Source organism: Sphingopyxis sp. RIFCSPHIGHO2_12_FULL_65_19 (assembly GCF_001830555.1).
Classification (GTDB): Bacteria; Pseudomonadota; Alphaproteobacteria; order Sphingomonadales; family Sphingomonadaceae; genus Sphingopyxis.
The window spans coordinates 1-16,441 of sequence record NZ_MIAM01000050.1; the positions used below are offsets into that span (position 1 = coordinate 1).

The window sequence follows — 16,441 nt, forward strand, 5'->3', positions numbered from 1 at the left end:
CCGTTCTTGCAGGAACTGGCGTTCCTTCAGATCGGCGATGTGCATATATTCCAGGCCGACATTGCCGCAATAATTGGCGCGCAGGATCGCGACGATCTCGCGCACCGACGCGCGTTCAAGGCCCAGCGTCCCGCCGAGCCACACCGGCCGGTCGAGATCGGCGCCGGCGAAGCCGTGATATTCCGGCGTCAAATCCGCGGGCAGTTCACGCTGGCTGAGCCCGAGCGGATCGAGGTTGGCGGCAAGATGCCCGCGCACGCGATAGGTGCGGATCAGCATCATCGCGCGGATCGAATCGTCGGCGGCGCGCTCGACTTCGGCGTTCGACAGCGGGGCGCCCGCCTTCGCGGCGGCGGCCTTCACCGCGACCTGCATCTGCTGCGGATCGAGCCCAGCGGTCAGGTCGTCGCTGTCGATCTGGGGCCAGTTCTTCGGCGCCCAGCTCGGGCCGGCCTGCGGCTCGTCGATGTCGAAGCTTTGTCGTTCGAGGTTCATAATCTTAAACTCGCAGTGCCCCTGCGGAGGCAGGGGCCCATCTCCTGGGGCCTAAACATGGTGCCGACGGAGCAGATTTTCATCAGCCCTGAATCTCGAACCACAAATCCCGCCAATCGGGATTTGTTTCCTCGATCATCCGCACCTTCCAACTTCGTTTCCATCGCTTGATCTGAAGTTCGCGCCTTCGCGCTTCCTGCAAATCCTCATGCGCTTCAAACCACACCAGCTGTTTGCAGCCATGCGTCTTCGTAAAACCTTCGATCAAACCCTCGCGATGCTGATAAATGCGTTGCACCAGCTTCGATGTCGATCCGGTATAGATGGCGCCGTTTTTGCGGTTCGCCATGATATAGACTGCACCGCTCTCCATTTATCGCCCCGTCGGGTGATGGGCCCCTGCCTTCGCAGGGGCACAAGGAAGATCGGTGCGTGTATAAATCAGACGCGTTCTTTCAACACTTCGGCGAGCGTCGAGCCGAGTTCCGACGGGCTCGCCGACACCTTGATCCCGGCAGCTTCCATTGCCGCGATCTTGCTTTCGGCGTCGCCCTTGCCGCCCGACACGATCGCCCCGGCATGGCCCATCCGGCGCCCCGGAGGCGCGGTGCGGCCGGCGATGAAGCCCGCCATCGGCTTTTTGCGGCCGCGCTTCGCTTCGTCGATCAGGAATTGCGCCGCCTGCTCCTCGGCATCGCCGCCGATTTCGCCGATCATGATGATCGACTTGGTCGCTTCGTCGGCGAGGAAAAGTTCGAGCACGTCGATGAAGTTGGTGCCGTTGACGGGGTCGCCGCCGATGCCGACCGCGGTCGTCTGGCCCAGCCCGACGTTCGTCGTCTGGAACACCGCTTCATAGGTCAGCGTGCCCGAACGCGAGACGACGCCAACGCTGCCCTTGGAAAAGATGCTGCCGGGCATGATGCCGATCTTGCATTCGCCCGGCGTCAGAACGCCAGGGCAGTTCGGGCCGATCAGGCGCGACTTCGATCCCGAGAGCGCACGCTTCACCTTGACCATGTCGAGCACCGGAATACCCTCGGTGATCGCGACGATCAGTTCGACCTCCGCGTCGATAGCCTCAAGGATCGAATCGGCGGCGAACGGCGGCGGCACATAGATGACCGACGCGGTCGCGCCGGTCGCATGTTTCGCTTCCTCGACCGTGTTGAACATCGGCAGGCCGATGTGCGTCGTGCCGCCCTTGCCCGGCGTCACGCCGCCGACCATCTGCGTGCCATAGGCGAGCGCCTGTTCGGTGTGGAAGGTGCCAGTGGCACCGGTCATCCCTTGCGTGATGACCTTGGTATTCTTGTCGATGAGGATGCTCATACGTTTCGTTCCATTCTCTGTGCCCCTGCGAAGGCAGGGGCCCATCTCCAGACATTGGTTCACCGGTGACCTCATTTGGAGAGCGCCGGTGATGGGCCCCCGCCTTCGCGGGGGCACAGCAACTTATGCGAGGCTCGAATCGAGCGCCTTGCACGCGTCGAGCAGTTCCTTGACCGCGTCGACCGACACCTGCAGGCCCGCCTTGTCTTCGGCATCGAGTTCGATCTCGACGATCTTCTCGACCCCGCCCGCACCGATCATCACCGGCACGCCGACATAGAGGCCGTCGAGGCCATATTGGCCGTCGACATAGGCGGCGCAGGGCAGGATGCGCTTCTGGTCGCCCAGATAGGCTTCGGCCATCGCGATGCCCGAGGCTGCGGGCGCATAGAAGGCCGAGCCGGTGCCGAGCAGCGCAACGATCTCGCCGCCGCCGCCACGCGTGCGCTTGACGATCGCGTCGATCTTGTCCTGGCTCGACAGGCCCATCTTGACGAGGTCGGGAACGGGGATGCCGTTGACCGTCGAATAGCGGACGACGGGGACCATCGTGTCGCCATGTCCGCCGAGGACGAAGGTGTTCACATCCTTCACCGACACGTCGAATTCGTCGGCGATGAAGTGGCTGAAGCGCGCCGAGTCGAGCACGCCGGCCATGCCGACGACCTTGTTGTGCGGCAGGCCCGAGAACTCACGGAGCGCCCACACCATCGCGTCGAGCGGATTGGTGATGCAGATAACGAAAGCGTCGGGGGCATTCGCCTTGATGCCCTCACCCACGGCCTTCATGACCTTGAGGTTGATGCCGAGCAAATCGTCGCGGCTCATGCCCGGCTTGCGCGCGACACCGGCGGTGACGATGATGACGTCGGCGCCAGCGATATCCTTATAGTCGTTGGTGCCGGTGATCTTCGCGTCGAAGCCCGCGATCGGGCCGACCTGCGACAGGTCGAGCGCCTTGCCCTGCGGCACGCCTTCGACCACGTCGAACAGGACGACGTCGCCCAGTTCCTTCTGCGCGGCGAGCAGCGCCAGCGTTCCGCCGATATTCCCGGCTCCGATCAATGCGATCTTCTTGCGTCCCATGGTGCGCGGCACTCCTTCGTGGCAAGCCCGGCATTGGTTCACGGACCGGCGGGAGCACGGGCTAAAGCTCCGCTCCGGTCCCAAGACTGGCGACGCCCCTACGCCGATTCCTTTAATGAAACAACAGCGAAAAGGCCGAAAAACAGGGTTTTTCTGATAATAGTTCGCAATAACAATAAAGCGGGTGGCGTCGCGATCCGCTATGCAAATAGACCAGGGATGTGACAAGCGCGAAGCGATCGCCCGCCCCGCGTTCGCGCCGATCACGCAGCCGCCGGTTAACCCTCCCTTATCGCTACGCTGTTACGCGCGAGCGATGACGCGGGCGATCATCAGCTTCGACACCGAATTGTCGGCTGGCCTCTATCAACGGGGTGCCGACGCGCGCGCGAATTTTGAAAGTTCGATCCTCGGCCGCTGCCGCGACGGCGATTTCGGCATATTTTTCCAGATGGACATGCTCGAACGCTACGGGCTGACGGGCGTCTTCTTCATCGATCCGATGCCCGCGCTCGTCTATGGCCCCGAAGTGATCGACGCGATCGTCGCGCCGGTCGTCGCGCGCGGGCACGAGGTGCAGGTCCATATCCACACCGAATGGCTGGCCTTTGCGCGCTTCAACCCGGTCGGCCGCCTCACCGGGCGCAACATCGGCGATTTCCCGCTCGCGGCGCAGAAAAAGCTGATCGCGTTGGCCCGCGACATCCTGGTCGGCGCGGGGGCGCCGAAACCGACCGCCTTCCGGGCCGGAAATTTCGGCGCCAACGACGACACGCTGCGCGCGCTCGCCGCGCTCGGCTTTCGTTTCGACAGCAGCTTCAACGGGGCATATCAGGGGCATGGCTGCGACATTTCGTTCGATGCGGGCAATCTGGGTATGCGCAGCCATCATGGCGTGATCGAGGTGCCGGTCAGCGGGCTGATGGACCGCGCCAGCCGTTTTCGCCCGGCGCAGCTTTGCGCGATGTCGGAAGAGGAAATGCGCGACGCGCTGGGTCATAGCGCGGCCAGCGGCGCGATCCAGTTTTCGGCATTCAGCCACAGTTTTGAAATGTTGAGCCGCGACCGCGCGGTGCCCAACCGCCTCGCCATTTCGCGGATGGAAGCGTTATGCCGCGCGGTGGCGGACGATGCGCGGGTCAGCAGCGGCGGTTTCGCGACGCTGCCCGGCCCGCCGCCGCGACCGGCGCGCATCGGACTGGCCGCGCCCAAGCCGCTCCGCACCCTGCGTCGGACGGTCGAGCAGGCTGTCGGCCATCTGGCGCATGAAGTGCGTTATGTCCGCGACCTCATCGCCGTCACCGTCAACTCCTCGCGCTGGGGCAAGATATTAGGCGGCGTCCTCCTGGCCGTGGCCTAGCGCGAGGTAATCGTCGGACTGCATTTCGGCGAGGCGGCTTGCCGTGCGCTCGAACTCGAACGCCCCGTCGCCCGCAACATAAAGCTGGTCGGGCATCGCCGCCGCGCTTGCGAGCAGCTTGACCTTATATTCGTAGAGCGCGTCGATCAGCGTGACAAAGCGCGCGGCCTCGTTGCGGTTTTCCGGCCCCATGCGCGGGATGCCGACGATGATGACGGCATGGAAATGGCGCGCCACCGCCAGATAATCGGCCGCACCGCGCGCTTCGCCGCACAGGCGCTTGAACGAAAAGACCGCGACGCCCTTCAGCGCCTTTGGCACATGCAGCGTCCGCCCGCCGCCGACGTCGAGATCGAGCGAGGGCACGTTCGCGCGGTCTTCGGGCGGATAGTCGGTGAGGCGGAAAAAGGCTGCCGACAGCGCCGCGCTCGCTTCGTCGTCGGCGGGGACGAACCACCGCGCACCGTCGCCCAGCCGGTCGCGGCGATAGTCGATCGGCCCGTTCAGCCCCATCACGTCGAGCCGTTCCTCGACGAGCGCGATGAAGGGCAGGAAATGTTCGCGGTTCAGCCCGTCCTTGTAGAGATCCTTCGGCGGCCGGTTCGACGTCGCGACCATCGTCACCCCGCGGTCGATCAGCGCGGTGAACAGCCGCGACAGGATCATCGCATCGGCGCTGTTGTTCACGACCATCTCGTCGAACGCGAGGCAGCGGACATTTTCGGCGAGCGCGTCGGCGACGAGCGGGATCGGATCGCCCGCTTCGCTTTTGCGCACCTCGCGCATCCGCGCATGGACGTCGAGCATGAAGGCGTGGAAGTGGACGCGCTTTTTCCGCTGGATATCAAGCCGATCGTAAAACAGGTCCATCAGCATCGACTTGCCGCGCCCGACCGCGCCCCACAGATAGACGCCGCGCAGCGCCTCGGGCTTGCGGCCCGTCAGGCGCCAGAGCAGGCTGCCGCGCTTCGGCACCGCCTGCAACTCCTCCTGCAACCGGGCCAGTCGCACGGCGGCGGCGCGTTGTTCGGGATCGGGTTTCAGCTCATCCACGGCGACAAGGGCGTCATAGGCCGCAAGAACCGTGGTCACTTCGCGCTCGCCTTGCGGATCGTCCCGGCGAAACTCAGCACGATATGGCTGTCGCCCTCCCCCTGCACGACAAGGCCGCGCAGGAAGATCAACCGGCCGGTCTCGCGCACCAGCTCGACCACGGCATCGAGCGGTTCGCCGACACGACCCGCGCCGACAAATTGCGTCGACAGGTCGAGCGTCACCGAATGGCCCGCGTTAAGCGACCCGAACTGATGCGAGGCCGCGAACAGCGCGATATCGACCAGCGCGAGCGTCACCGCGCCATGGACGTTGTCGCCAAGGTTGCTGTGCTTGCGCGTCGGGATCATCCGCACCCGCGCACATGGACGGCCGTCGGTCGTCGGTGGTTCGACCCGCACCGTCAGCGGTTCGATAAAGCTGTTGAAACGGCTCGCGTCCTTGAGATCCCAGCTCAGCCAGCCATCGTCGAGCGCCTCGGCGCTGAAATACTCGCGGCGCTTCGGTTCCTCGATCCCGTCGTTCACATTTCGTCTTTCGCAAGAGCGAAACGGCACCGGCCGTTGGCGACAGCCAACATCAAACCTGCCGCTCGGCCTCGAGCTTCTTGATCTCGGCGATCGCGCGGGCGGGGCTCAGGCCCTTGGGACATGCGTTGGCGCAGTTCATGATCGTGTGGCAGCGATAGAGGCGGAACGGGTCTTCCAGCTCGTCGAGCCGCTCGCCGGTCATTTCGTCGCGGCTGTCGGCAAGCCAGCGATACGCCTGGAGCAGGATCGCGGGACCAAGGAACTTGTCGCTGTTCCACCAATAGCTGGGGCAGCTGGTCGAACAGCAGGCGCACAGGATGCACTCGTAAAGCCCATCAAGCTTTTCGCGTTCGGCGGGCGACTGGAGCCGCTCCTTGCCGCTCGGCGTCGTCGTCTTGGTCTTCAGCCACGGCTCGATCGACGCATATTGCGCATAAAAATGGGTGAAGTCGGGAACAAGATCCTTGATCACGTCCATCGCGGGCAGCGGGGTGATCGTGATGTCGCCCTTCAGATCCTCGATCGCGGTGGTGCAGGCGAGGCCGTTCTTGCCGTTCATGTTCATCGAACAGCTGCCGCAAATGCCCTCGCGGCACGAACGGCGGAAGGTCAGCGAAGAATCCTGCTCGCTCTTCATCTTGATCAGCGCGTCGAGCACCATCGGGCCGCATTTTTCGGTGTCGATCTCGAACGTGTCGAAACGCGGGTTTTCGCCGCTATCGGGGTTGTAGCGATAGACTTTGAATTTCTTCACCGCCGCGGCGCCATCGGCCTTGTGGACCTTGCCCGTCTTTTGCGGGCGGCTGTTCTTGGGCAGGACGAATTGGGCCATGTCGCGGGGTTCCCTATGCAATTGCGCGCTGCCTAGACCCGATTGACGTGGGCGGCAAGGGGGTGAAGCGGGATCAAAACGCGAAAGCCGCTGGCGGCGCGCCGGGCGAGCCGCTAGGTGCGGCTGCGATGAGCGAAGACGTCGCCCAACCCGCCGTAACCAGCCGCAGCGTCGCGCGTGGACTTGGCACGACCGTGCTGGCGCGGCTGGGCGCGGTGGTCGAAATCGTCGCCCAGCCGCTCTATGTGCTGATGTTCGGGCTGGCGGGATATGGCCTCTATGCCGTGCTGTGGGCGGCGATCAACCTGCTCGAAAATATCTTCGATCTGGGCATGACCAGCGCGATGCAGCGCACCGTGCCGCAATCGGCAAGCGATGCCGACGCTGCCGCGGCGCTGCGCACGGCGATGCTGTTCGGTGTCGGGCCGTGCCTGGCCGTTGCCGTGCTGATTTCGGTCTTTGCCGCCGAACTCGGGCCCTTGCTCAATGTCGCGGCAAAAGATCGCGACCTTGTCACCCCCGCCATCCGCATTTTCGTCTGGGCGCTGCCGCTGTGGGCCTTTGTCGAAATCGCGACCTCGGCGCTGCGCGCGCGGATGGTGTTCGGCGCCGAAATCCGCCTCAGGATCGTTTGGGAACAGATCATGCGGCTGGTGTTCGCGGGGCTGTTCTTTGCCGGCGGTCTCGGCCTCAAGGGCCTGTTCATCGCGCATCTCTGTTCGCTGGCGATCACCGCGGCGCTCAGCATCCGCCTGCTGGCACGCCATTACAGCTTCGCCGATTTGTGGGGCGGGCGGCGCGCAAGCGCAACGGCGCGCAACACCTTCTGGGCCGGCCTGTCGATCCTGCCGTCGAACATCATCGCGCGGCTGTTCGGCGACGCGCCCGCGCTGATCCTCAACCTGTTGCTGCCGGGCGCAGCGGGCGCCGCGGCGGCGGGGCTGTTCACCATCGCGCGCAAACTGTCGAGCGTCGTCCAGCTGGTCCGCATCGCCTTCACCTATGTCATGGCGCCGCTGGCCGCGAGCGCCGAGCGGCAGGACCGGCGTCAGGTCGCCGACATCTATGCCTATGCAACGCGGCTGATCTCCGCGATCGCGCTGCCGCTCGCGGCGGTGCTCGCGGCGGGCAGCACGTCGCTGCTCAGCCTGTTCGGCGATCAGGCCCAGGGCGCACAGGCGGCGCTGATCATCCTCCTTTTCGCCCGCGCTGCCGAAGCCCTGCTGGGCATTTCGGCGCCGGTGTTGCAAGTCGTCGCCGCCTTTCGCCACCAGCTGACCGCCAGCATCTTTGCCGTTGCGGTTGCGCTCGGCACGGGCTGGCTTGTCGTCGGCCATCTCGATCCCTTGACCGGCGTGACTCTCGCGACGGCGACCGGCCTCGTTGTCATGGCCGCCGTCCCGATGCTGCAACTCGCGGTCACGGAAAAACTGCATCCGTTCGATCACCAATTTCCCGGCGTGGCGCTCCGCGGAGTCGCGATCGCGATCGCGGCTGGCACGACGGCGCTGTTCGTCAGCCGCCTGCCCGACCCGGCCGCGCTGCCGCTGATCATCCTGATCGCTGCTGCGTCGATCTGGCTCGCGCTGCGCTTCGCCCTCCCGTTCGCCGACCGGATTTCGCTTGGCAAGACCGGCCGCGCGCTGCGCCTTTTTGACCGCGAGGCGCAATGACCGGCGCCGCTCCATCGGAACGGGTCGCGATCTACGATCTCGACCGCACCGTGCTCCGCAAACCGACCTTCACGCTGTTTCTGCTGTGGGCGGCGTGGCGCGAAGCGCCGTGGCGCCTGCTGCTGCTTCCGGCGCTTGCCGCGCTGATGATCGGCTATGCGCTGCGCCTTTACGGGCGTGACAGGTTCAAGCCCGCCGCGATCCGCCTGATGCTCGGCGCGCGCATTTCGCCTGCCCGCGCCGCCAGGCTGGCGGCCGATTTCGCCGCATGGCGCGTGCCGCGCGACGTTCCGCCGGGCGCCGCGGCATGCATCGCGCGCGATCGCGGCGAGGGATATCGGCTGCTGATGGCGACCGCTGCGCCCGAATTTTACGCCCATGCGATCGCCGATGCGCTGGGCTTCGACGCAATCGTCGCCTCGCGCCACCGGCGCGATGGCGACGGCAACTGGCTCCCCCTGCTCGACGGCCCCAATTGCTATGGCGCCGAAAAAGCGCGGCGCGTCGGTGAGTGGCTTGCGGCCAACGCCGCAACGAACGCGCCGCACATTCGCGCCTATTCGGACCATGCCAGCGACGCGCCGACCTTTGCGCTCGCCAACGAAGCCTGGCTGGTCGGGCGCGGCGACAAGTTCGTGCGGCTGGCGGCGAAGCATGGCTGGCAGGTCGCCGATTTCGAGGATGCCGCGGCGGGACGGCCCCGCTGATGCGCACCCTGTTCCTGTTCATCGCCGAACCGCATCAGATTTTTCATGCGCTGCCGATTGCGGCCGAAATGGCGGCAATGGGGCGGGAGGTCGAGGTTGCCGTGGCGAGCCGCGACCATCTGCGCATGGTCGAACAGGTCATGCTCGCCTACCCAGGCTTTGCGCCGCGCATCACGCTGCTCGGCCAGCGCGGCATTGCCCGCTGGCTGCGCGACTGGGGCCTGTTCCGCAATCCGCGGCTGCCGATGCTGTTCGGCGCGCTGCCCTTCCTGCGCCAGTTCGATGCGATTGTCGTGCCCGAACGGACGACGACGGCGATTCGCCACTTTCTTCCGCGCCGTACGCGGCTGATCTTTACGCCGCACGGGGCGGGCGACCGCGCCATCACCTTTGATGCACGCGACCGCCATTTCCACTTTGCACTCGTCGCGGGCGAAAAGAGCGAGCAGCGTATGCTGGAAGCGGGGACCATCCGGCCGGGCCATTATGCCGTGAATGGCTATGTGAAGCTCGACCTGATGCCGCGGCTGCAATCGGCGCGCGAATCGCTGTTTGCAAACGACCGCCCGACCGTCCTCTACGCCCCGCATTTTCGGCGCGACCTGTCGTCATGGGATCGCTTCGGGCGCGACCTGATCGCTTGGTTCGCCGGGCAGGATCGTTATAATCTGGTCGTCGCGCCGCACGTCCGCCTGTTCGCGGAGGCGCGCGATGCCGAACGTGCGGCGGTCGAACGGCTCGCGGTGCCCGGCAAGATAGCGGTCGATCTCGGCTCCGACCGGCTGTTCGACATGAGCTATACCAGCGGCGCCGATATCTATGTCGGCGACGTCAGCAGCCAGGTTTACGAATTTCTCGCCACCCCGCGCCCGTGCGTTTTTCTGGACGCGCACGGCACCGATTGGCGGGGCGATCCCGACTATCTGTTCTGGACGCTCGGCGATGTCGTCGATGACCTGGCGGACTTGCCGGCGGCACTCGACGCCGCCGCCGCGCACCATCCGCGCTATGCCGACGCCCAGCGCCACCGCCTGGCCGAATCGATCGGCGGCGATCCGGCCGGCGCGGCGCGGCGCGGCGCCGAGGCGATTTCGACCTTCCTTGCAAAGGGCGCCCTACAGGATAAGAGCGGCGGATGACCGACGTGCCACTGCCCGCCCTCCTGTTGATCGGCGACAATCCGACCCCGCTGTGGGGCATGACCAATGCCGAACGGCTGCGCCGGTTGGCGCGCGCCGAAGGATTGCCGGAAACGGCGGGCGCCGCGGGGGCGGTCCTCGCGGTCAATCTCGCCTATGTCTTCGACCCCGTGTGGCTCCGCCATATCCTGACCCTGCCCGGCACGGTGGTGATGGACGGCGACGAACTGGTGATGGCGCATCTCATCGGCGGGATGCGCGTCGACGATATCGCAGACCGGCGCGGCGAACTGTCCATCATCGACTATCGGGACAATCCGCAAATCTATAACCGCCAGCTTCGTAAGCTCGACTGCCCGTTCATCCAGCGGCTGACCCCCGAAACGCGGCGCGAGATCGAACGCAAAAGCTATTTCGGCGCCTATAAGGGCGTGACCGATGCGCTGACCAAATATCTGTGGCCCGAACTGGCGCTGTGGCTGACGCGCGGCGCCGCCAGCATCGGCATGACCCCCAATATGGTGACCGCGATCGGCGCGACGCTGTGCGTCTACGCGACCTGGCTGTTCGCCTACGGCCATTATTGGCAGGGGATGCTCGCGGGCTTCATCTTCATGGTGCTGGACACCGTCGATGGAAAGCTCGCGCGCTGCACGATCACCTCGTCGAAATGGGGCAATGTCGCCGACCATGGCGTCGACCTGGTCCACCCGCCCTTCTGGTGGTATTTCTGGGGCGTCGGGCTGGGTGCATGGGGGCTCGCGCTGTCGACGCAGACCTTCATCTGGGTGATGATCGCGGTCGTCGCCGGCTATGTGCTCCAGCGCGTGATCGAGGGGATGTTCATCAAGGATTTCGGCATGGACATCCATGTCTGGCAGAAATTCGACAGCCAGTTCCGGCTGATCACCGCGCGGCGAAACCCGAACATGGTCATTCTCTTTTTCGCGACGCTCGCCGGGCGCCCCGATATCGGCCTGATCCTGCTCGCCTGGTGGACGATCATCTCGCTGGTCGTCCACGCCGTGCGGCTGGTTCAGGCCTATGCGGCGAAACGCGCTGGCAACCCCATTGTCAGCTGGATGGAAGGCGCATGAACGACACGATCACGAAATTCGGCTACCCGGCGACGCTGATCGCCGATTATGCCCACTGGCTGGTCCTTCTCCGCCCGGCGCAGCCGACGCTAGGCGCGCTCGTGCTCGCGGCCAAGTCCGACGCGACGGCGTTCGGCGACCTGCCTGTCGAAGCCCATGCCGAACTCAAGCGGGCAACCGCGGCGATCGAGGCCGCGCTGGGTCAGGCGGTCGGCTATGCCAAGATCAATTATCTGATGCTGATGATGGTCGACCGCCATGTCCATTTCCACGTCCTGCCGCGTTACGAAGGCGAACGCAGCGGTGCCGGGTTGACGGTGACCGATGCGGGCTGGCCGGGGCCGCCCGATCTGGCGCAGGCGGTGAAGCTGGACGACGCAGAGATCGCGGCCCTCGCCGACTGGCTCAAACCCTATTTCGCGTAGCGGCCCTCGGCCGCCCATTTCGCGGTCAGCGCATCGGCGGCCTCGACATCCTGCGGGAAGTCGACTTCCTGCCACTCCAGCCCCTCGATCGACACGGTGCCGACGCGGTTGCCCTTCGCAATGATGTCGATCGCGCGCAGATACCAGCGCTCGACCCCGTCGGGGGTGCGCATCATCTGATCGACCTGGTTGCGAAAGATCGACGGGCCATCGCCCACGAACGCCAGCATACCGATCGATTCGGCGTTGGTGTCGGGGGGCAGCAGCCGCTTGCCGATGTGATGCAGGCGGCCCTCGGCGTCGCGGTTCACCTTCATGTCGTCGTCGTCATAGTCGGCCTTGACGTCGACGGTGACGTTGATCGGCTCGCTCGCCCCGGCGATCAGCCGCGCCACGATCTCATCCGAAATGATGGTGTCGCCGTTGAGGATGATGAAGTCGCGGTCCATCTCCTCGCGCGCAATCCAGCAGGTGCCCAAATTATCGGCGACCTGAAAGAAAGGATTGAACAGCGTCCGGATGCGCGCGCCGGTGTCGCGATACAGCTGGAGCGCATGGTCCTCCACACGTTCGGTGCGAAAGCCGGTGACGACGACGATGTCCCTGATTCCGTTCGCGACAAGCGCCGCCACCTGCCAGCTGATCAGGCTGCGGCCATTGAACTCGATCAGACATTTGGGAATGTCGCGGGTCAGCGGCAACAGGCGCGAGCCCTGCCCAGCCGACAGGATGATGGCTTTGTCGATGGTCATAGCGGCTGGCCTATAGACGGTTGCCGCCGCGCAGCAAATATCGCTTCGATCAGGTCGATGTCGGCGGGCTTGTCGGCGTCGATGCACGCCTCGGGCTCGGACATCGGCACGACCTTCGCGCGCAGGCCGAATCTTAGCCCCGCGCGCGCAACGCCCTGCTGGATCGTAAAGAGGCGGAGCAATGCCCCGATCAGCAGCCACGGCCCGAACGCCGCGATGATCTTCAGCCCCTTTTTGCGGTCGCGTTCGATCCGCCCCCAGAAATCAAGCAGCGGCAATACGCGGCGCCCGCGCAGCCGGAACAGGTTCGCCCCCGACCACCAGCCGCCGCGAAACTTCAGCCAGGTGCGCTGCGACTGCGGATAGCGCGCGAGCAACACATCGCGCTCGACCATCGCGACCGCGACGTCGCTCTCCGCCGCGCCGCGCACAAAATCGGCGACCATCGCAGGGGTCAGCAGCACATTGTCGGCGGTGGTCACGAGTAGCGGTTCATCGCCGGGCGGCAAGGCGGCGGCCAGCGAGCTGCTGATCCCCTGCCCCGACTCCGAAAAATGCAGGTCGGCGAACGCCGTGAGGCCCGGCACAGCGGCCAGCTCGGCGCTATTCTGTGCCAGGATCGTAATCGGGCCGACTTCAGCCGACGCGCGGAGCGCCCGCACGACATGGACCAGCATCGCCTGCCCCGCGATCGGCAGCAGCGCCTTGGTCGACACGCCGGTGCCGGTCAGCAACGGGTCGGGGCCGGGGCGGCTGCCGGCAAGGACGATCGCCGCGATCGGACCGCTCATGGCGCGGCCTTGGCGGCGGGGGCAATGCGGCGCGCGGTGACGCCACGCAGGAAATCGGTCGCCTCCTCCAGCACCGGCCCCTTGGTGCGAAAGGGCGCGGCCAGCGCCATCACGATGCCCGTATGCCCCATCCCCGGATAAACGCGCAGCGTCGCGGCGCCGCCCGCGCGCTCGACCGCGGCGGCGAGGTTCTGGCTGTTGCGTGGGCGCACCGTGTCATCTTCGTCGCCGGTCGCGAGCCACAAGGGCGGCGCGTCGCCCCGCGCAAAATGGATCGGCTGGGTGTTTTCGATCGGCCGCACCTTGCCCATCGCCTTTTCGGCGCGGCCACCTTTTTCGAGCGGCAGGAAATCATAGGGACCGGCGAGCCCCGCGACCCCGCGGATAATCGACGGATCGCTTTTGGCGGCGCGCAGCCATTGCGGGTCGAGCGCGAGCATGGCGGCATTATAGGCGCCCGCCGAATGGCCCATCAGCGCGATGCGGTCAGGATCGCCGCCCAGCGCCGCGATATGTTCGTGCGTCCATGCAACAGCCGCGGCGCTGTCCACCAGGAAATCGGGCCAATAGGCCTTGGGCGCCAGCCGATAGTCGGGAATCACCACGACAAAGCCCTGCCGCGCCAGCGCGCGTCCCGCGAAACCGTAACTGCCCCGCTCGCCGCTATTCCAGCCGCCGCCGTAGAAAAAGACGACCACCGGCAGCCGGTCGCCCGCCTTGGCATCGTCGGGCACCCAGATGTCGAGCGATTGGCGCGGTCCGCGGCCATAGGGCTGATCGCCCAGCAACAGCCGCGCCCCATCGCCCTGTCCGAGCAGCCGGTCGGCCATGTTGAGCGACTTGGCGCCGCCGGCGACGATCATCTTGGCACCGCCGCCGAACAACAGCACGAGCAGGACCACCACGAAAAGGAATTTGATCAACCGTCGTCCTTTGGAAACCGGCTCCGCCATCCGTCGCGCCCTACAGGCCAGTTGCGCGGCGGACAAGACGGCGGCACGATATACGCCGCCACCTTTTCCCACCTCGCGCGTAGGACAGGCGATGACCAGCTCTTTCTCCCGACCCGCCCTTGTCTGCAATCTGCGCAGCGGAAGTGCTGACGAAGCCGTCGCCGCCCGTTTGACCGACATCTGCCGCGAAGCCGGTACTCCGATCGTCCGGACGAGCATCCTGCCGGACGACGACCTGCCGACGGCTGCCGCGCTCGATGCCGCTGGCGTCGATCTGCTGCTCGTCCTCAGCGGCGATGGCACGGTCAACGCGGCGGCAGGCCGGCTCGAAACATGGCGCGGCGCAATGCTCCCGCTGCCCGGCGGGACGCTCAACCTGTTCCACAAGACATTGCATGGCGACCGCAGCCCAGAGGATATTTTGCAGGACGCATTGCGCGGCAAGGCGCAGAGGCTGCACCCGCCGACGATCCTCTGCGACGCCGGGCGCGCCTATATCGGCGTCATCGCCGGGCCGACCACGGCATGGGCGGAAGTTCGCGAACAATTCCGTTCGCTCAGCCTCAGCGGCCTTGCCGAAACCATCCCCGAAGCGATCGACGCCACATTGCACGGCGACGGCGTCCGCATCCGCGGCTCGGCCGAATCATTTCAGGCGATCAACCTGACGCCAAAGGCCGACCGTATCCTTGCCGAAGGACTGATCACCGACAGCGCCGGGTCGATCCTGCGTCACGGGATAGCCTGGCTCGGCGGCGATTTTCGCGAGGGGCCCAGCGTCGACCTGTCGGAACGCGGCGCCGTCGTCATTGACGGCGGCGGCACGATCGGCCTCCTCCTCGATGGCGAACCCGCCGAATTGCCATCGGGCGCGACCTATCGCCTCGACCCCAGCCCGCTGGCCTTTCTCGCGACTGCCACGGCTGCCGCATGATGCGGCTTTTCCATATCAGCGACCTGCATTTCGGGCTGGAGGACCGCGCCGCGCTCGGCTGGTTTCGCGAATGCGTGCGGCGCGAACAGCCCGATGCGGTGCTGATCACCGGCGATTTGACGATGCGCGCACGCAGCCGCGAATTCGCCGCGGCATGCGACTGGATCGGCGCCCTGGACGTGCCGGTGACCGTCGAAGTCGGCAACCACGACCTGCCCTATTTCAACCCGATCGAGCGTTTCTTTTTCCCCTATCGGCGCATCCGCGGGATCGAGGCATTGGTCGAACGCGAACTCGATCTGCCCGGCGTCGCCGTCGTGCCGTTGAAGACGACGGCACGGGCGCAGTGGCGGCTCGACTGGTCGAAGGGGTGGGTGACGCCGAAGGCGCTCGCAAAGACGCTCGCCGCGATCGACGCGCTGCCGCCCGGCACCGCCGCGCTTGTCACCGCACACCATCCGCTGGTCGAAGCCGGGACCAAAGGCCGCGCGCTGACCCGCGGCGGCCAACGCGCGCTGACCGCCCTCGCGCAACGCGGCGTCGCGGCGGTGCTGACCGGCCATGTCCACGACGCCTTTGACCTTGTCGCGCAGACGGCGGCCGGATCGATCCGCATGGTCGGCGCAGGGACGCTGTCGCAGCGTATCCGATCCACCCCGCCCAGCTTCAACGAGCTGCGCATCACGGGTGCCGACATCGGCGTGCAGGTCCGCAACGTCGAGGCGATTCCGACCTCCGACATGCAGATTTGCGATATCCCGCCCGACGCACTGCCACCGCGCGTTCCGGGCGAGCCCGTCGCGCCGATCGACGCCGTGCCGCCGGTCGACCCGCCGGTGCATTGACGCCGCGCTTCATCCCGTTACGTTGCAAGAAAAAACGGGATGAGGGATGATGCTGACAAAGGGCGATGATTTTCCGCTGCACCAGAGCGCCGAGCCGATCGCGTTCGCCGGCACCGACCGCAATTTCTATGACCGCTATTTTTTCAACGGCGCTTCGCCCGACGGATCGGTCTTTTTTGCCGCGGCGATGGGCTTTTATCCGCAGCTTGGCATCGTCGACGCGGCCTTTTGCGTGCTGGTCGACGGCGTGCAGCATAATGTGCGCACGAGCCGTCGCTCGATGGGCGAGCGGCTCGATCTGTCCGTCGGGCCGATTTCGGTCGCCATCGACGCGCCGCTCGAAAGGCTGAGTTTGCGTGTCACCGCGAACGATGGCCCGCTCGCCGCCGAGCTTCATTTCACTGCGCGGCATTTCCCGATCGAAGAACCGCGTTTTA

17 protein-coding genes and 2 pseudogenes are annotated in these 16,441 nt (G+C 65.8%); 9 read left to right on the forward strand and 10 right to left on the reverse strand.

Going from position 1 to position 16,441, the window contains the following annotated elements; translation table 11 throughout:
* The 4 genes and pseudogenes from sucA to mdh form a co-directional block, all read right to left on the reverse strand.
* A pseudogene (gene sucA / locus A3E77_RS14600) lies at nt 1–495 on the reverse strand (2-oxoglutarate dehydrogenase E1 component); the annotation flags it as partial.
* Nucleotides 496–577: 82 nt separating this feature from the next.
* Nucleotides 578–868: a GIY-YIG nuclease family protein gene (locus tag A3E77_RS14605; protein WP_293647219.1), complete on the reverse strand. Its 291-nt coding sequence runs from the start codon at nt 866–868 to the stop codon at nt 578–580.
* Nucleotides 869–936: 68 nt separating this feature from the next.
* A complete protein-coding gene (gene sucD / locus A3E77_RS14610) occupies nt 937–1,827 on the reverse strand; it encodes a succinate--CoA ligase subunit alpha (protein ID WP_039571707.1) in 891 nt (296 codons plus the stop codon).
* 123 nt (nt 1,828–1,950) lie between these two features.
* The gene (gene mdh, locus A3E77_RS14615) at nt 1,951–2,913 is read right to left on the reverse strand and encodes a malate dehydrogenase (protein WP_293647221.1); all 963 of its coding nucleotides are present in this window, start codon (nt 2,911–2,913) and stop codon (nt 1,951–1,953) included.
* Nucleotides 2,914–3,229: 316 nt separating this feature from the next.
* Here mdh and A3E77_RS14620 point away from each other — a divergent pair, with 316 nt between their 5' ends.
* Nucleotides 3,230–4,273 (forward strand): polysaccharide deacetylase family protein, encoded by a 1,044-nt coding sequence (locus tag A3E77_RS14620; RefSeq protein ID WP_293647223.1) that lies wholly within the window; start codon nt 3,230–3,232, stop codon nt 4,271–4,273.
* Here the strand turns inward: A3E77_RS14620 and zapE are convergent.
* From zapE to A3E77_RS14635, 3 genes are read right to left on the reverse strand one after another with little or no spacing between them, the layout of a single operon-like run.
* Nucleotides 4,244–5,365, reverse strand: a complete 1,122-nt coding sequence (gene zapE / locus A3E77_RS14625) for a cell division protein ZapE (protein ID WP_293647225.1) — start codon at nt 5,363–5,365, stop codon at nt 4,244–4,246. The genes A3E77_RS14620 and zapE overlap by 30 nt on opposite strands.
* Entirely contained in the window at nt 5,362–5,853 is a 492-nt protein-coding gene (locus A3E77_RS14630; protein WP_293647227.1) for a PaaI family thioesterase, read from the reverse strand. The genes zapE and A3E77_RS14630 overlap by 4 nt, the downstream gene beginning before the upstream one ends.
* Nucleotides 5,854–5,905: 52 nt before the next feature.
* Nucleotides 5,906–6,688 (reverse strand): succinate dehydrogenase iron-sulfur subunit, encoded by a 783-nt coding sequence (locus A3E77_RS14635; protein WP_293647229.1) that lies wholly within the window; start codon nt 6,686–6,688, stop codon nt 5,906–5,908.
* 128 nt (nt 6,689–6,816) lie between these two features.
* Here A3E77_RS14635 and A3E77_RS14640 point away from each other — a divergent pair, with 128 nt between their 5' ends.
* Genes A3E77_RS14640 through A3E77_RS14660 form a run of 5 tightly spaced genes read left to right on the forward strand, consistent with a single transcriptional unit; the run spans nt 6,817 to nt 11,729 of the window.
* A complete protein-coding gene (locus A3E77_RS14640) occupies nt 6,817–8,361 on the forward strand; it encodes a lipopolysaccharide biosynthesis protein (protein ID WP_293647231.1) in 1,545 nt (514 codons plus the stop codon).
* Nucleotides 8,358–9,068 (forward strand): HAD family hydrolase, encoded by a 711-nt coding sequence (locus tag A3E77_RS14645; protein WP_293647233.1) that lies wholly within the window; start codon nt 8,358–8,360, stop codon nt 9,066–9,068. The genes A3E77_RS14640 and A3E77_RS14645 overlap by 4 nt, the downstream gene beginning before the upstream one ends.
* A complete protein-coding gene (locus A3E77_RS14650) occupies nt 9,068–10,207 on the forward strand; it encodes a CDP-glycerol glycerophosphotransferase family protein (protein ID WP_293647235.1) in 1,140 nt (379 codons plus the stop codon). Before A3E77_RS14645 ends, A3E77_RS14650 begins: the two co-directional genes overlap by 1 nt.
* Complete coding sequence (locus A3E77_RS14655) at nt 10,204–11,304, forward strand: CDP-alcohol phosphatidyltransferase family protein (RefSeq protein WP_293647237.1); 1,101 nt, start codon at nt 10,204–10,206, stop codon at nt 11,302–11,304. Before A3E77_RS14650 ends, A3E77_RS14655 begins: the two co-directional genes overlap by 4 nt.
* Nucleotides 11,301–11,729 (forward strand): HIT family protein, encoded by a 429-nt coding sequence (locus tag A3E77_RS14660; protein ID WP_293647239.1) that lies wholly within the window; start codon nt 11,301–11,303, stop codon nt 11,727–11,729. Before A3E77_RS14655 ends, A3E77_RS14660 begins: the two co-directional genes overlap by 4 nt.
* Here the strand turns inward: A3E77_RS14660 and A3E77_RS14665 are convergent.
* Genes A3E77_RS14665 through A3E77_RS14675 form a run of 3 tightly spaced genes read right to left on the reverse strand, consistent with a single transcriptional unit; the run spans nt 11,717 to nt 14,195 of the window.
* Nucleotides 11,717–12,481: a phosphocholine cytidylyltransferase family protein gene (locus tag A3E77_RS14665; protein WP_293647241.1), complete on the reverse strand. Its 765-nt coding sequence runs from the start codon at nt 12,479–12,481 to the stop codon at nt 11,717–11,719. The genes A3E77_RS14660 and A3E77_RS14665 overlap by 13 nt on opposite strands.
* Entirely contained in the window at nt 12,478–13,272 is a 795-nt protein-coding gene (locus A3E77_RS14670; RefSeq protein WP_293647243.1) for a nucleotidyltransferase family protein, read from the reverse strand. The genes A3E77_RS14665 and A3E77_RS14670 overlap by 4 nt, the downstream gene beginning before the upstream one ends.
* The gene (locus tag A3E77_RS14675) at nt 13,269–14,195 is read right to left on the reverse strand and encodes an alpha/beta hydrolase (RefSeq protein WP_293647245.1); all 927 of its coding nucleotides are present in this window, start codon (nt 14,193–14,195) and stop codon (nt 13,269–13,271) included. The genes A3E77_RS14670 and A3E77_RS14675 overlap by 4 nt, the downstream gene beginning before the upstream one ends.
* Before the next feature lie 121 nt (nt 14,196–14,316).
* Here A3E77_RS14675 and A3E77_RS14680 point away from each other — a divergent pair, with 121 nt between their 5' ends.
* The 3 genes and pseudogenes from A3E77_RS14680 to A3E77_RS14690 form a co-directional block, all read left to right on the forward strand.
* Nucleotides 14,317–15,159 carry a diacylglycerol/lipid kinase family protein gene (locus A3E77_RS14680; RefSeq protein ID WP_293647247.1) on the forward strand — a complete coding sequence of 281 codons (843 nt, stop codon included), beginning with the start codon at nt 14,317–14,319 and terminating at the stop codon, nt 15,157–15,159.
* Nucleotides 15,156–16,004, forward strand: coding sequence for a metallophosphoesterase family protein (locus A3E77_RS14685; protein ID WP_293647249.1), 849 nt, complete (start codon nt 15,156–15,158; stop codon nt 16,002–16,004). The genes A3E77_RS14680 and A3E77_RS14685 overlap by 4 nt, the downstream gene beginning before the upstream one ends.
* Nucleotides 16,005–16,050: 46 nt before the next feature.
* Nucleotides 16,051–16,441 (forward strand): annotated as a pseudogene (locus A3E77_RS14690) (hypothetical protein); the annotation flags it as partial.

Bases quoted from the DNA above. Each gene is read 5' to 3' on its own strand.
- A3E77_RS14645 (WP_293647233.1), top strand. From the start codon at position 8,358: ATGACCGGCGCCGCTCCATCGGAACGGGTCGCGATCTACGATCTCGAC.
- A3E77_RS14670 (WP_293647243.1), bottom strand. From the start codon at position 13,272: ATGAGCGGTCCGATCGCGGCGATCGTCCTTGCCGGCAGCCGCCCCGGC.
- A3E77_RS14620 (WP_293647223.1), top strand. From the start codon at position 3,230: ATGACGCGGGCGATCATCAGCTTCGACACCGAATTGTCGGCTGGCCTC.
- A3E77_RS14605 (WP_293647219.1), bottom strand. From the start codon at position 868: ATGGAGAGCGGTGCAGTCTATATCATGGCGAACCGCAAAAACGGCGCC.
- A3E77_RS14650 (WP_293647235.1), top strand. From the start codon at position 9,068: ATGCGCACCCTGTTCCTGTTCATCGCCGAACCGCATCAGATTTTTCAT.
- A3E77_RS14680 (WP_293647247.1), top strand. From the start codon at position 14,317: ATGACCAGCTCTTTCTCCCGACCCGCCCTTGTCTGCAATCTGCGCAGC.
- A3E77_RS14660 (WP_293647239.1), top strand. From the start codon at position 11,301: ATGAACGACACGATCACGAAATTCGGCTACCCGGCGACGCTGATCGCC.
- sucD (WP_039571707.1), bottom strand. From the start codon at position 1,827: ATGAGCATCCTCATCGACAAGAATACCAAGGTCATCACGCAAGGGATG.
- mdh (WP_293647221.1), bottom strand. From the start codon at position 2,913: ATGGGACGCAAGAAGATCGCATTGATCGGAGCCGGGAATATCGGCGGA.
- A3E77_RS14635 (WP_293647229.1), bottom strand. From the start codon at position 6,688: ATGGCCCAATTCGTCCTGCCCAAGAACAGCCGCCCGCAAAAGACGGGC.
- A3E77_RS14685 (WP_293647249.1), top strand. From the start codon at position 15,156: ATGATGCGGCTTTTCCATATCAGCGACCTGCATTTCGGGCTGGAGGAC.
- A3E77_RS14640 (WP_293647231.1), top strand. From the start codon at position 6,817: ATGAGCGAAGACGTCGCCCAACCCGCCGTAACCAGCCGCAGCGTCGCG.
- A3E77_RS14655 (WP_293647237.1), top strand. From the start codon at position 10,204: ATGACCGACGTGCCACTGCCCGCCCTCCTGTTGATCGGCGACAATCCG.
- A3E77_RS14665 (WP_293647241.1), bottom strand. From the start codon at position 12,481: ATGACCATCGACAAAGCCATCATCCTGTCGGCTGGGCAGGGCTCGCGC.